The organism is Paenibacillus sp. W4I10 (genome assembly GCF_030816325.1).
In the GTDB taxonomy this organism is placed as follows: domain Bacteria; phylum Bacillota; class Bacilli; order Paenibacillales; family Paenibacillaceae; genus Paenibacillus; species Paenibacillus amylolyticus_B.
This window is the reverse complement of sequence record NZ_JAUSXX010000001.1, coordinates 2,284,126-2,300,070: the sequence shown is the minus strand read 5'-3', so window position 1 is coordinate 2,300,070 and position 15,945 is coordinate 2,284,126. Positions and strand designations below refer to the sequence as shown.

7 protein-coding genes and 1 riboswitch are annotated in these 15,945 nt (G+C 47.7%); all 7 genes read left to right on the top strand.

Annotation, left to right across the window (positions count from 1 at the left end):
- The first annotated feature begins 131 nt into the window (after positions 1-131).
- The 7 genes from QF049_RS10095 to QF049_RS10065 all read left to right on the top strand — a co-directional run bounded on the left by QF049_RS10095 (position 132) and on the right by QF049_RS10065 (position 15,908).
- A complete protein-coding gene (locus QF049_RS10095) occupies positions 132-1,679 on the top strand; it encodes a TerB N-terminal domain-containing protein (protein ID WP_307543173.1) in 1,548 nt (515 codons plus the stop codon).
- A gap of 6 nt (positions 1,680-1,685) precedes the next feature.
- Positions 1,686-3,029 (top strand): ATP-binding protein, encoded by a 1,344-nt coding sequence (locus QF049_RS10090; protein WP_307537060.1) that lies wholly within the window; start codon positions 1,686-1,688, stop codon positions 3,027-3,029.
- Positions 3,026-5,245, top strand: coding sequence for a DEAD/DEAH box helicase (locus tag QF049_RS10085; RefSeq protein ID WP_307537059.1), 2,220 nt, complete (start codon positions 3,026-3,028; stop codon positions 5,243-5,245). Before QF049_RS10090 ends, QF049_RS10085 begins: the two co-directional genes overlap by 4 nt.
- A 77-nt stretch (positions 5,246-5,322) precedes the next feature.
- A riboswitch (purine riboswitch) is annotated at positions 5,323-5,433 on the top strand.
- 106 nt (positions 5,434-5,539) lie between these two features.
- Positions 5,540-6,493 carry an EamA family transporter gene (locus QF049_RS10080; RefSeq protein WP_307537057.1) on the top strand — a complete coding sequence of 318 codons (954 nt, stop codon included), beginning with the start codon at positions 5,540-5,542 and terminating at the stop codon, positions 6,491-6,493.
- 205 nt (positions 6,494-6,698) lie between these two features.
- Positions 6,699-7,124 (top strand): cupredoxin domain-containing protein, encoded by a 426-nt coding sequence (locus QF049_RS10075; protein ID WP_307537055.1) that lies wholly within the window; start codon positions 6,699-6,701, stop codon positions 7,122-7,124.
- 96 nt (positions 7,125-7,220) lie between these two features.
- Positions 7,221-8,243 (top strand): SDR family oxidoreductase, encoded by a 1,023-nt coding sequence (locus QF049_RS10070; protein WP_192131860.1) that lies wholly within the window; start codon positions 7,221-7,223, stop codon positions 8,241-8,243.
- A 156-nt stretch (positions 8,244-8,399) separates the two neighbouring features.
- Positions 8,400-15,908, top strand: a complete 7,509-nt coding sequence (locus tag QF049_RS10065; RefSeq protein ID WP_307537052.1) for a fibronectin type III domain-containing protein — start codon at positions 8,400-8,402, stop codon at positions 15,906-15,908.
- The last annotated feature ends 37 nt before the right edge of the window (positions 15,909-15,945 follow it).

Genomic DNA, 15,945 nt, shown 5'->3' with positions numbered 1-15,945 from the left:
TGTCTAAATTTCGTCACCGCAGACACAGGACAAGTGATATAATGATCCCTATGGATACACTTGTTCGTATTCTGTCTTGGAGGAGGGTGAGATTACGTTCTATGAAAGACAACTCAAGACAATTGGAATTTATGGAGATAGATCTGAGTGAAGAACCTGAAACAGCAGCAGTTCCGGTTCCTGATCGTTCAACCATTGTGCAGTCTGCACATGATACGATGCAGCATCCTGGAGGCATATTGTCCTCAGAGAAACGTTTTGTGGAGGAAGCAAAGCAGTGGGTAGAGATGGAGGGGGATGTATCCCCGTGGGTTCCCTTTATGAGTTACTGGCCAACGTATGGCGTGATGAACGAAGCCCAGCGTAAGTGGTATATGTTTTGGAGAAAGGAAGTACGTCAGGGGAGATACCCGGATACCGATCTGTCCTATCTATTTGTTCATATCTACGAGTTAATTAACGGCATTGGCTGGCAGAATCCTCAGGATGGTTATGATCAATTGAAGCAGCTATGGGTGAACTACCGTGAACGGCTGCCCCAATTAAATATATATATGCAAGAATGGATGGTCGATTATGTGCTGGTCCACCAGATGGAGATGTCCTTATCCGAGGTCATGGGCCTTTCGGGCGGATACCTGCCAGCAGAGATGCTAGATAGGGAGTTGCAACGTATTTTACAGGATAAGGTATCGGATATCTCGCTGAATATGTTGCAAAGATACTACGATTACGATATTACACTCAGTAAGTTCTATAGAGATGGCGGCAAAGAAGTAATGGAGCAGTACATCCCACAGGTCATGGCGTTGGTTCATTCGTATCTGGAACGCACCCGACAAGTTGGACTGCTGCCTGAGTGTGATCCCAACGATGAACGTACGATGGAGCGCATTCTGTTTCGCAAAGCAGTCTATGATGATTCGATCTATGGAAGATCGGTATCATTCAGCTATATGCCCATAGGTGAACAGGCTGAATTTGTACAGATGGTTACGCGGATCTATCGATGTACTGAAAATAAACTTCGAGAACTGCTTGGATTCAGAGGCCGATTGCGAGGACAGACTCTTGAACCCGAACTTGCGAATCTGATTGAACGTTACCTGGACAAAACATATGCGATCGAACAGGCGGAGTCTGTGGAACAACCGATGATTCGTATTGATTCAGAGAAACTGGCGTCGTTACAGCAGGAAAGTGAGTACGTGAGATTGGCGCTTACAATTGAGGATGATCACCCTTCTGAAGAGAAGGATGACGAGGTTCATAACGCAAATGTTACAAGCAATTCAGTCGATGCACTGGAAGCAAGGAATGAGATCACTCCAACTGAAGGTTCCATGGAGTCGGGGCCATCCGCAGTAGAGATTGCAACAGGAGCGCAAGTAGAATCTATTAGGTTGCAGTGGGACGAGTCTGCTGAGGCTGATCTGGATGAAGAATGGCTGCTCTTTGCCAAGGAACTCTCCCCTCAGCAGGTGCAAACGATTCATGTTCTACTTGGCGCAAGTCCAGATACGGAGCTGATGCGTCTGGCTGAGCAATATGGAACGATGCCTACGCTTCTGCTGGATGAAATTAATGATGTGGCTATGGAAACGATCGGTGATCTTCTGATTGATGCTGATCGGATTGTTCCTGATTATATAGATGTGTTCGAACATGTGAAGAGGTGATATTCAGTGACAGAACTTAAAATACCAAAGCGGCTGACCACCGCACTTGTAAATTCATTGACAGCTGGTGTTGTCCCGAGAATTGGACTGGAGCAGATTGCCGTTGGCCGGAAACCGGAAGTGGAAGCCATCTTGCGGGATATGGACAATATTGCGGAGGGTGGAGCAGCGTTTAAACTCATTACGGGTCGTTACGGCAGCGGTAAAAGCTTTCTTTTGCAGATGATTCGTAACTATGCGATGGATCGGGATTTTGTTGTGGCAGATGCGGATCTGTCACCTGAGCGTCGATTGGTGGGAACCAAAGGCCAGGGACTTGCCACATATCGCGAACTGATGACTCGTCTGTCTACACGCACACGCCCGGATGGGGGAGCGTTGGAGCCGATTTTGCAAAAATGGATCGCAGGGCTGCAACAATCCACGATGCAGAGTCAGAACTTGCGCCCGGATGATCCCGCTCTGCCGCTTGAGGTAGAGAAACAGATTTATGCGGTGACGGGGGAAATGCAGAATCTGGTTCACGGCTTTGATTTTGCCAAAGTACTGGCGTCATACTGGAACGGGTACAAGCTCGCTGATGATGATCGCAAACAGGCGGCTCTACGCTGGCTTCGAGGAGAATTTGCAACCAAAACGGAAGCGAAAAAAGAACTGGCTGTTGGTGTTATCATTGACGATGACAACTGGTATGACTACTTCAAATTGTGGTCTGAATTCACAGCTCGCATTGGTTACAAAGGATTGCTGCTGTTCATTGATGAAGCGGTGAATCTGTACAAAATTACAAACAGCGTCTCCCGTCAAAGCAACTATGAGAAATTGCTGACTATGTTTAATGATACAATGCAGGGCAAGGCGGAGCACCTGGGCATATTTGTAGGTGGTACGCCGCAATTTGTGGAGGATGAACGGCGCGGACTATACAGCTATGAAGCGCTTCGCTCCAGGCTTATTGATGGTCGTTATGCAGCCAAAGCGTATGCAAATTATACGGGTCCGATCCTGAAGCTTGCGATGTTATCACATGAAGAGATTCTGATTCTACTTCAGAAGCTGCGGCAGATTCATGCTCTACATTTTGGATACAGTGCAAGTCTTACGGATGAACAATTGGTTGATTTTATGCAAACGGCGGTGAACCGACTGGGTGCGGATGAATTGCTGACCACGCGTGAAGTGGTACGGGACTTTATGGATGTACTGCATACGCTCCACCAGAATCCCGAAGTGACTTATACTCAATTACTTGGTGAACGGGCTACCAAACCTCAGGAAACGGGCAAAGGGGCGGATGCTTCCGCAAATTCGGATGATCTGGACGATTTCCTGGCGGAGTTTGAATTATGAGTGATAATCCATTCTATCGGCTGGCGCCATTCGTGCAGGAATTTATTTATAAAAAAAGATGGGAATCGCTTCGGCCTGCTCAGATCGAGGCCTGCAATATCTGTTTTCATACCTCGCATCATATGCTGATTGCGGCGGGAACGGCCTCCGGCAAAACGGAGGCGGCTTTTTTTCCTGCATTGACCGAGCTCTATGAACGGCCTTCCAAATCAGTGGGCATTTTGTACATCGGACCTCTGAAAGCCCTGATTAACGACCAATTCGAACGTCTTAAGGATCTGTTAACCGAAGGAAATATTCCGGTTTGGCATTGGCATGGGGATGTGCCTCAGGCGGAGAAAACAAAACTGATGAAAAATCCGTCCGGTGTGCTTCAGATTACGCCAGAATCGCTGGAAGGTCTGCTCATGAATCGACCAAATGCAATCCCGGCGCTGTTTCATGATCTGCGCTATGTCATCATCGATGAGGTGCATGCTTTCATGGGGGCGGATCGGGGGATTCAAGTACTCAGCGAGCTTGCCAGAATCGAGCGTATGGCTGGCTGTGCACCGCGAAGAGTGGGCTTGTCCGCTACGCTTAGTGACTATGATGCGGCTACATCTTGGCTTGCTGCCGGAACGCAGCAGGGAGTGGATGTGGTCTCTTCTCCAGGTGGTCGCAAGCTGCGACTGCGGGTGGAACATTTCTCTTTTCCAGATGCGCAGGATGAAGAGCAGGCGGAGCAGCTTCATAACGCACGCAAAGCGTACTACGACTTCATCTATGAGAGCACACATCGTAAAAAAGCGTTGATCTTCACCAACAGCCGTACCGACGCCGAGGTCACTATACTTGAGATGCGGCGGGTCGCGGCTCGCAGGCAAGAGCGTGATGTGTTCCATGTGCATCATGGAAGTATCTCCGCCATGCTGAGGGAGGAAACGGAAGCTGCCCTGCGCACCGGATCGGGGCCTGCGGTTGCTGCGGCAACGGTCACGCTTGAACTGGGCATCGATCTGGGCGAGCTGGAACGTGTGGTTCAGCTCGGTGCACCGTATAGTGCGTCCAGCTTTGTACAGCGTCTGGGACGTTCGGGGAGACGAGAGGACATGGCATCGGAGATGCTTTTTGTATGTCCGGAGGAAGAGGACGAGGAAGCGCAATTGCCAGCACGTATGCCGTGGACGTTGATGCGTGCGATTGCTGTTATCGAACTGTATGTAAAAACGAAGTGGGTCGAGCCGCTTGAAGCCCGCAAAATACCCATAGGTGTGCTCTATCATCAGACGATGAGCATGTTGAAAAGTATGGGGGAGGCGGAGCCGAGAGATCTTGCAGAAGCCATCCTTTCGCTTGCTCCATTTGCGTTGATTAGACCTGATCAATATCAGGTTTTCCTGAATTACCTCATTGAGACGGATCATCTGCAATGGACAGAGGATCGAACATTGATCATCGGTCTGACAGGTGAGAAAATTGTGAATAATTATCGCTTCTACGCCGTGTTTAAAGACGATGAGGAACATAAAGTACTAAACGGCTCAGAAGAGATTGGTTCGATTACAACCGTGCCTCCACCTGGCTATTGCTTCTCGCTCGCAGGCAAACTGTGGAAAGTGGAAGAGGTCGATCACAAGCACAAGGCTGTGTATGTGAAGTCTGCAAAAGGTAAGGTAGATACGTTATGGCTTGGAGCGGGAGGGGATATTCATACATCGGTGGTACAGAAAATGCGTGAAGTGTTGTCCGACTCAGTGATCTATCCTTACCTGTCACCACAAGCCGTCAATCGACTTGAACGGGCGCGCCGCCTAGCTCGTGAAAGCGGACTGTTGAAGCAGGTTGTCATTCCGGCAGGGGGAGATTCGATGTATGTTCTTCCTTGGGTGGGAAGTAAATCATTCCGTACATTGGAGCGCCTGATGAAGCATAATCTGTCCAAGAAACTTGCCTTGCGGTCCGTTGTGCCCATGGAGCCATATTATTTTGTGGTGTCCGGCAAGGTCGATGAACGAACATTATTAGCCGAGATCATGAGTGAGTGTCGGACGGCTGAAGACGCATCTGCGTTACTGGCTGAAGATGAAGCTCCTTATCTGGGCAAGTATGATGAATTTGTCGCGCCGCCTTTGATCCGTGAGGCTTTTGCCGTGGATGGGCTGGATCTGGATGGATTGAAGGAAGGTTTACAGCAAACATTGGAGTGGGACTCCTCAGGCTCTAATCGAACCTGACGTTTTTTTATGCGGAATAGGGTTGACAGCATCTCACCTCCCATGTAATATATGAAAAGTCGTCACACACGAAATACATCAAATTGCATATATCATTTCGTATAACCTCGCAGGCCGAAAGTGTACACAGGGCGAGGGTCTCTACGGGAAGCCTATACTTCCTAACTACGATGCCAAGGAATCAATGTATTCCTTGCTCGTAGTTAGGATTTTTTGCATTTAGATGGTGTCTGTGACCTTGGCATGAACCAACATGCGGGCGTATTTTTCTTATCATCAGGAGGTTTATTCACAATGAAATATTATCTGTCCGTTCTCGCGGGAGCGATGAGCTATGGCATATTATCCACGATTGTGGTTCTGGCGTATGGCGAAGGATATAAACTTGGAGAGGTTGTGGGAACACAGCTGATTACGGGTTTTCTTCTTTCCTGGATGCTGGCGCTATACACAAGATTTAGAGCAAAACGCAAGTCACAGGCAAATGGCAAAACATCAGGAGCCGTGGCACAGGTATTCAAGCGGTTGACGTGGAAACAACGTCTGTTATTGATGGCTGCCGGAACACCAACGGTAATTACAGGACTCGTGTATTATCAGTCTTTGCGTTATATCCCGGCTTCACTTGCCATTATCCTGTTGTTCCAGTTCACATGGATTAGCGTATTGATTCAGGCGATAAGCAAACGTCAACGTCCAGACAAAGTCACGTTCCTGACGTTGATCATTCTGTTTGGCGGAACTTTGCTGGCAGCGGGTTTCCTGGAACAGGGACTGGGTGAGTTCAACGGTCTGGGTATTGCGCTTGGACTAATGGCAGCCGTAAGTTATTCCCTGTTTGTATTGTTCAGCGGCAAAGCCGTACCTTCAGCGCATCCGGCGTTCCGCAGTGCGTGGATGGTTACAGGCGGATTGATCCTGCTGTGCATTTTGTTCCCGCCGACATTCCTCTTTAACGGATTGATCTGGAGCCAGTTGCTTGTATTTGGATTGCTGCTCGGATTCTTCGGGGCATTCATTCCACCCGTACTGTTCGCTATCGGCGTTCCGCATATTGGAGGCGATATGGCCGGAATTCTGGGTGCAGTGGAGCTTCCAATTGCAGTACTGTTATCCTCTATCGTGCTCCATGAGCATGTCAGCGGATTGCAATGGTTCGGAGTTATTATTGTGCTCATTGGTGTAGCCCTGCCAGAGTTGTATAAATTACGTATGAGACGAAGTCGGAATACACCGATCTATTCCTGAGTTATACCAAAAGGGATATTGCGAAGTATGAACGGGAATACCCGTAGATAAGCCTGAGAAATCAGGCTTTTTTTATTGAAGTAATATGGCTCAATCGCAATAGCCCAGAGGGGTCATTTTCATTGTCATGCGAATCAGGTATGCTTAAAGAATACACCCGTCTGTTGATTGAATATTGATGGGACATCAAATGAGGAGTGTTTACATGAAAAGCTGGTTTGGAAAAACATGGCCTTGGTTAACGCTGGGTCTGACCGTTGTTGTACTGCTTGGATCATTTTTGGTTTATTTTATGGGCAAAGACGTATCCCCGGGATCGGCAAGTGCTGTAACTGCACAAGCTGAGACACCGGAGGATCTGGAGGGATATGAAGTCATTGATGTGGATGTGAGCAACGATGGTTTCGGACCAGACGTTATCGAGGTGAAGGCTGGCGTACCGACCAAAATCAACTTTATTCTGACCCGGTCGGTGACACATGTGAAATCAGTGGGATCACAAAAGCTTGGCATGGATCTATACATGCAAAAGGGACCCAATTATTATACGGTCGACAAAGATCTGCCCAAGGGAGAATATGAGATTCATTGCGGCATGTACATGATATATGCAACGATTAAGGTCGTATAAGCAGAAGGAGCATGGTTTCGGGTTACCGAGCTTTGCTCCTTTTTTTGGTGCGTGATATCATGGGAAAGTGGGTAAAATCGATCAGGAGGTGGCGAAATGAAAGCGCTATTTATTGGAGGGACAGGCACCATCAGTACGGCCATTACGGAGATGCTTGCACAGCAAGGCTGTGAACTGTATTTGATTAATCGAGGCAATCATAACCATGACTTACCTAAGGAAATCAACGTACTTCAAGCGGACATTAATGACGAGACACGTGTAGCGGAACTGATCGCTGATCTGGAATTTGATGTTGTTGCAGACTTTATCGCCTTTGTACCATCTCAATTGGAGAGAGATTACCGTTTATTTAAGAATAAAACAAAGCAGTTTATTTTTATAAGCTCAGCATCTGCGTATCAGACACCTTTGGCTGATTACCGGATCACGGAAGGCACGCCATTATCGAATCCATACTGGGAGTATTCTCGCAACAAGATTGCATGTGAAGACTATCTGATGAAACAATACCGCGAGCATGGATTTCCAGTGACCATCGTGCGTCCGAGCCATACGTATGGCGACAAATCGGTACCTCTCGGTGTTCATGGTGCTCAAGGCAGCTGGCAGGTTCTCAAGCGCATACGTGAAGGCAAACCCGTTATCATCCATGGAGATGGTACCTCACTGTGGACCATTACGCACAATACTGATTTTGCCAAAGGGTTTATTGGGCTTATGGGAAATATCCATGCCATTGGTGAATCGGTACATATCACCTCAGATGAATCCGTCACCTGGAATCAGATTCATGAGATTATAGCTGGCGTGTTGGGCGTTAAGCTTCATGCGGTACATGTACCCTCTGAGTTCTTAGCTGCATGCAGTGACCAGGATCTTCGCGGCGGATTGCTGGGTGACAAAGCCAATACCGTTGTATTTGACAACAGTAAGCTGAAGCGGCTTGTTCCGGAATTTGTAGCAACGACAAGAGCCGATCAGGGCATTCGACGTACGATTGAGCACATTCTGGAGCATCCTGAATTACAGACCGAGGATCCGGAATTTGATGGTTGGTGTGACAAGGTCGTTGGCGCATTGGACGAAGCGTTATTAAAGATCAGAGATGAGAAATGAGAAGTAAGGCGATCATGATCAAGTGTTTACATTCATGCGCTTAATCGTTATAATCAAGAAAAAATGACACTTGTTAGGGGAGGCACCCCAACTTAGGACATCGTTCCTTTGTTGGGGTGCCTTCCTTTTTTTGTGTGCCAAAAAGGAGAGTAGACGTTGAAGAAATCAGGAAAACGTGTGAAGAAACAAGCGGAACAGCTAACCAAGGTGGTGCTGGCATTTGCATTATTATCACCTCAAGCCCTGTTGCTTGAATGGGGCGCAACGACGGTAATGGCTGAAACGGTTGAAACGATCGGGATTGTATCCGATACGTCCAGCATGAAGGCTGTACAGTCCTCCAAGGTGAAAGTGGAGATGAACAGTGACGGTAAATACAGAATTGTATTACTACCAAACACAAATGTATTTTACGGTGGTGATACAGGGAATGTATCCACCATTATCGACCACAACGGATCCCCTGTGAACTTCAAAACATTGCCGCTGAATTATTACCGAATTAACAATAATGTGATTGAAATGTCCCGGCAAAAGGACAATGTGGAATATATTTTGCGTGTATCTATCGTTAATGCTACCTCACAAGGTGGTTACATGAAGGTTGAACTGGAAGCTATTAACCGAAGTGGAACGGCACTGAATTTGGGTGGAACGTTTTATTGGGATACGATGGTGAATGGCAATGATGCATCTCCGTTTGAAGTCATAGAGAATGGATGGCGCAATTATAGCGGTGGTGTTCAGGTAACGGCTTTTTATGCCAATACGTACAATGTTGTGAATGCAGATCGCATATATATGGGCCAGTACAGCAGCCCAGACAGCGCCCAACTCACAGGAGGGTCTTCACCTTCAGCGTTCACTCCAGGCCAGACCGTTACGGCGAGTGATACAGCTGCACAATTTTGGTGGGACGCCAAGACAACAGCGAATCAGGCTTCACGTAAATTTTCAACCATTGTGGGGATTGGCCCCAAAAATGCTCCACCTTCATTTACCTTAACAGCACCCTCTTCGGGTCAAACCTATTACAAAGGCGAGCAACTTCAGATCTCTGGTACAACGCGAGATACGGATGTAGGCGACCTGTTGACCGTGAAATGGTCCATTGATGGTGGGTCCGAGAACATTCTTACCCAGATGACCGCAACGGGTTCAAATCAGTCTTTCAACACCAATTACACATTGCCTGATACCCTGCCAGATGGCACACACACATTGCAAGTATGGGTCATGGATGACAAAGGTGGGGTGTCCTCCGCAGGAACCGTTAACTTTACGGTAAGAAGTTTTGTTGTGCCCGGAACGCCGACATATTCATTGGTTAATTCTAATAACTTGACGGTAAATTGGGATAAGAAGGCGAATGATGTATCCGTTACGTATGAACTGAAGAATATGACCACGAATCAGATCGTGGATACAGGTGCGTCAAACAGTCGGCAGGTGACAGGGCTCACTCCGAATACCAGTTATTCTTTTGCTGTACGTGCCAAAAATTCAAGTGGTACCTTCACGGGGTACTCCAGTCCATCCACCAAATATACATTGGCCAATCCACCCGCTGCTGCGGCTGTGACACAATCAGGCAACTCTGTTACAGCGAGTTGGAATAATAATAGTAACCCTGCGGGCACTCATTACAAAACCGAAATACGCACAGGTGGGCAAGTCCTCGCAACGGGAACAACAACTTCCACACGTTCAGCGTTTGCCCTGACCGGACTCGCGGACGGAAAATATGAAGTATTTGTGGCGGCACTGAATGGAGAAGGGATACAGACCCCATTTATATCCGCTGGAGAGATGATGAAAGATACGACGGGCCCAACTGCTCCTTCTGTTACACTCACGCCATCCTCATGGACCAAGGAAGATGTTCTCGTCACGGTTGAAGAGGGGAAAGATGCCTTAAGCGGAACTCAGAAGACTGAAGTGAAAGTTGGTCCGGCAGGAGAATGGCGTGAATACAGCGCTCCGTTTACCGTAAGCAGTGAAGGCAACACAACTGTTATGGCACGCAGTATTGATGCGTTTGGTAATACAGGACAGGAAACGGCTGTGACAGCCAGAGTAGATCGGACGGCACCAACGCCTCCCGTCATATCGTTGAACCCGCCGGAATGGACAAAAGCGCTGGTAATCGTGACATTAACGGAGGGTACGGACGAAGCAAGTGGCATTGGTCTGACACAGTATAAGCTGGGAAGTGAGGGAGAATGGATCGACTACAAGGCTCCTTTTACACTGAATGAAGAAGGGATAACCGAGATTTACGCACGAAGTGTTGACTGGGCCGCCAATGTCAGTGCTTCCACTTCAGCAACAGCCAGAATCGACAAGACTGGGCCTGAGCAACCAACGATTACGTTAAGTGAAGAGGATTGGACGAATCAGGATGTAACTTTTGCAATAAACAGTGGTGAAGATTCTGGCAGTGGGCTTGCCAAGAGCCAATATCGACTTAACAAAGAAGGTCCTTGGATCGATTACAAGGGCGAAGTGACGGTTGCCGATGAGGGAGAAACGATCATATATGCACGCTCACTTGACCGTGTAGGCAATATAAGCACGTCAGCTCAGGCTACAGTTCGAATTGACACGACAGCTCCAACCGAGCCGGTGATTCGTTTGAGTTCTTCTGGATGGAATAAAGAACATGTGCAATTCACGATCACTGGTAGTGTCGATGAACGAGCGATATCCTATGAATACAGCATAAATGATGCCCCGTATATGACAGGAAATAGCGGTACAGTTAGTACAAACGGCGCTACCACCATTCGGGCGCGAGCAAGGGATACCGTTGGTAATGTGAGCAAGGAAGTCAGTCGTATCGCCTATGTAGATCAGATGGCTCCCACGATTACATTTGCACCGAACGGACATGGCTGGACGGACATGGACATATCCACTACCATTCAGTATGCCGACGCCTACTCAGGCATTCAAGAACTGGAACGATTCTATCAAGTTACGAACAGTGCAGAATCACCGGATCATTGGCTTGAAGCTCGCTCTGACGAGCATAAAATATCCATCGAATCGGAAGGCATATGGTACATCCATGCCAAAACCATGGACAGAGCAGGTAATACATATGAGACAACATCATCACCTTACCATATTCAACGCAAGCCCGAGCAACTGAGTCATGTGAGAATGACACAGATTGCTGAGACATCAGCTGAACTTACAGTGGATTTGCCAACAGGGGGAAGGTATACCAATGGATATCAGTATGAGATAACGAATAAAACGACAGGACAGTCATGGACACTGGATTATCCTAACCACAGTATAATCGATCACTCCCTAAGCGGTGGTCAGGTCTATGAATATGAAGTTAGAGTGAGAAACCACACCGGAGTAAGTGATGCAGTTAGCGCTCAAGTATTAACGATCCCGGCAGCTCCCGGAACGTTGCACGTTCGAAAAGTAGATTCCCAGCCCAATTTGGCCGAAATTCAGTTTGATTCAGTAAGAGGAGCAGATGCTTACCGCATCATCGCTGCTACTTCGGACGGTACCACCGTGTATGATCAGACGGTATCTGACCCTGCAAACCTACCCTATATCAGCAACCTCGTTCCAGGAACCATTCATAACATTTCGGTAACGGCAATGAATGAAAGTGGAGCAGGTGGAAGCAGTAGAACCGGATTCCTCACACTGCCGGCAATGCCCGGTGAGTTTATGGCCGTTCAAATTCAGGAGCATGATATTTCATTAGAATGGGAGACAGTGACTTCTGCAACGTATTATGGTCTTTCACGCGATGGAACAGCCATATATGAAGGAGAACAGACGGAGTATCTGGACTCGGGTCTGGATAGCGGAACGGAGTACAGCTATACGTTAATTGCCGGAAATGAGACAGGAACAGGACCGTTGGCAGGATTACCTTTGCTCAAGACGTTACCTGGACAGGTGTCCGGCTTACAGGTATCAGATGCTTCTACAGCGAGCCTTCGTCTGAATTGGGAAGCAGTACGAGGAGCCGATCGTTATGAGTTATTGTTGAATGGAGAGAAGTCGGGAACGGTTCCTGCTGGAACCCAAGAATGGGTCTTTGCGGGACTGAGTTCAGGAACATCTTATCAACTGGATGTACAAGCAGTGAACGGGAGTGGACAAGGTATACGAAGCTTAGTATCAGGAACAACACTACCAGAGAGCCCGTCGGGACTTCACGTTGTTCAAGTAACTGAACAGGGAGCAATTTTGAGCTGGGAACCTGTAGCTGGGGCAACGAAATATCGGGTGGACATCGATGGACAGAGCCATGAAATATCAGATACACAACTCGCAGTTCACCACCTGTCAAGCAGTCGTGAGTATACCTATGAAGTACAGGCGGGCAATGCTGCCGGGTACGGTGCATCCACCAGTGGTACAATCCTTACGCTACCTAGCAGGCCGGAAGGACTGAATGTCACATCGACTGATGAGACAAGTATGGGACTTGCATGGCAAGCTGTAGATACGGCGAATCTCTATATTGTGAAAATCAATGGAACAGAAGTGGGCAGAACATCAGAACTGGCCTACACGGTTGAGGGATTATTGCCAGGTACAGAGTACGCTTTAGAAGTTCAGGCTACGAATGCTACTGGTCTAGGTGAGACAGCGCAGCTCATACGATTGTCCAAACCTGTGTCGCCTGCCGAAGTACTTGTTGATCCAGGAGTACATCATGCAAAAGTTTCCTGGTCTGTCGTGGAAGGTGCCGCTGAATACGTGATTGAGCAGAAGGGCAAGGAGATCTATAGAGGAATGGAGAATGAAGCAATGATTACAGGGCTCCAGGATGGAACCTTCCATCGTTATCAACTATGGGCAGTCAACAGACAGGGAACCCGTTCTGAAGCCACGGATGTATCTCTGCTGACTTTGCCTGAGAAACCCGTTAAGGTTGCAGTATATGATGTGGCAAAAAACAGCCTGGGTCTGGATTTCAGTAACACTGGTGTCCAAGGGGCAGATCATTACGTCATTGAACGGGATGGAAGAGAGATCGCTCAGATGGATTCAAGTGAAACCCAATTTGTAGACAAGCATCTGTCGCCAGGAACGAAATACACTTATGTAATTCGGGCAGTCAATGCGAGTGGAACGAGTGGGCCGCTTACTTTCAGTGTAATGACTCAAACGTTGCCATTGATTGCAGAAAGTATAACAGTGAAAGCCGGAACACATGAGGTGGATCTGGCTTGGGATGTTGTTAAGGGAGCGGCTGCATATGAGATTCGTAATCGGGTAACGGGAGATGTACAGAGCGTCTCTGAACCGTCTGTACATCTCAATAGCATGCTGGATGGCACAGCGTATGAATTCGAACTCGTCGCGATTAATGAAGATGGTCATCGGTCAGAGTCTATTCAGATTCAGGTTTTAACAAAACCTATATCACCTCAGACGGCAGGCATAACACACGTCACAGATCAGACTGCGGTGCTGGATCTGACTGGAAGCTCTACACGGGGAGCAGAGCAATTCATCATTATGCGGGATGGCGTTGAAGTCGCTAAGGTTCCAGCAGATCAATCTTCATTTGAAGATCATGGACTGACACCAGGAGAGCATTACATGTATACCATCAAAACATCGAATGCAACGGGTGAGAGTGACACAGGTTTCGAAGTTCACGTGCGAACGTTGCCTGCGACCATTAATGAACCTTTACATGCAAGCATGATTGGGGAAAAGGAGGGATTGATCTCTTGGCCAAAGGTACAAGGTGCGGAGGGATATATCATACGTATCGGAGATCAGATGTTCACCACTATTGAAGAAGGGGATATCACAGAGGTGATATTAACTCATCTGGAGAGTGCAACCCGATATGATCAGGTACAGATTATTCCTTATAATACGGCTGGTTCAGGAAGCCCAATGACCGTGACTCCTTTTTACACCTTGCCTCATGTTGATTCACTGGAAATGAAGATATACCCGGAGACAGACCATGCCAAATTGGAATGGGACTTCCCTTATGGGAACGAAACATTCGTTGTATTGCTAAATGGTACTGAAGTATATAGAGGCAAAACAAAAGAGTTTATTGTTGATCAACTGGATGAAGGCAAGCAGTACCCGATTGAAATCTACACAGAGAATGATCAGGGAGATGCTTCGAAGAAGCTGGCGTATTCTGTCCTGACCAAGCCAGCAGCTCCTGTCAAAGTGGAGTATCATTCGGCGAAGGACCACATTCGTCTTCTATTGGAACAGAGCCGGGTTGAAGGTGCCGAGCAGTTCATCATTGAGCGTGACGGTGTGGAGGTTGCTCGTGTTCCTGCTGACGAAATGTTCTATGACGACAAGGAACTTGAACCGGGCGTGAACTACAGCTATACAGTCAAGACCATGAATGCTTCGGGCAGTAGTGATGGTGGTTATTACCTTCATGCAATGACTTTGCCCGGTAGTGCTGCTTCACCTCCTGTAGTAGAGGGACGTTCCATGTATGGTGCAGACATCGTATGGGAACTGATTCCTGGTGCTGCGGGTTATCGAATCTATCGAAATGAAGAGCTTGTGGGAACAACAACGGAGACATCCATACATGTGTCTGAATTAATCAGTGCAGAGCGTTATACTGACTTTGCAATCATTCCATTTAATGAGGCAGGGGAGGGTGAGGCGCTAAAGGTTCCGGAATTCGAGACGTTGCCTTCCGAGGAACTGACAGTAGCAGCCATAGCGCAAGGTACTAATACGATTAAGCTAACTTGGGAACTGGATTCAATGAATGAGGTGATTGTGATCACCCATAAAGATCGTGAGATCTTCCGTGGCACCGAGCGTAGTCATGTATGGACAGGACTGAATGCCGAGCAGCATTATGAGGTGGTTGTATGGACGGAGAATTCAGCAGGTGAGAAAAGTGAAAGCAAACGGGCCGCAGCCATGACTTTTCCGTATCCACCATCCGCCTGGAGCGGTAGTGGTGCAACCCCAAGTCCAAACGTTACATCGGAACAAGCCGATGAGGTGAGTTCACAACCTGAACCTTCTGATGAGCAACCTGAGTTACCTGCGAAAAAAAATATCAAATTTATCGATATCAGTCAAACATACAATAAAGATCAGATTACCTGGCTTGCGGAACAAAATATCATTCAAGGTGTAAGTGAAACTCGCTTCGAGCCACGCCGTCCGATCACGCGTGAAGAATTTACCGCATTAATCGTGCGTCTGATGGGTGTGGATACAACGGTTAATGAACAACAACATGGATTTCAGGATGTAAACGACGACGATTGGTTTGCTCCTGAGATTAAGGCAGCCGTTCACCATGAGATGGTCCAAGGTATGGGGAATAGGAAATTCGCTCCTCCACATGCGCTGGTGACACGGGAACAGGCATCCAAGATTATAGCCAATGTTGTCCGTAAAATCAGACCGGAACCGCTGACTTCCCCAAGAGCGTTTACCGACCAGACTGATGTATCTGATTGGGCCAAAGAAGAAGTACAGGAACTTGCAGGTTTGTACATGATTACTGGATATGAAGACGGCAGCTTCCGTCCCATGCAGCACTTAAGCAGATCCGAAGCTGCAGCGCTGATCTTCCGTTTAAATAAGCTGATTCAAGTTATGGATGAGAAGCGTACAGATCAAGTGGAGAAAGCGTCAGCGTTCGATCGTCATATCTAGATTGAATTGATTCTTACATGTGATACTGTAATCATCG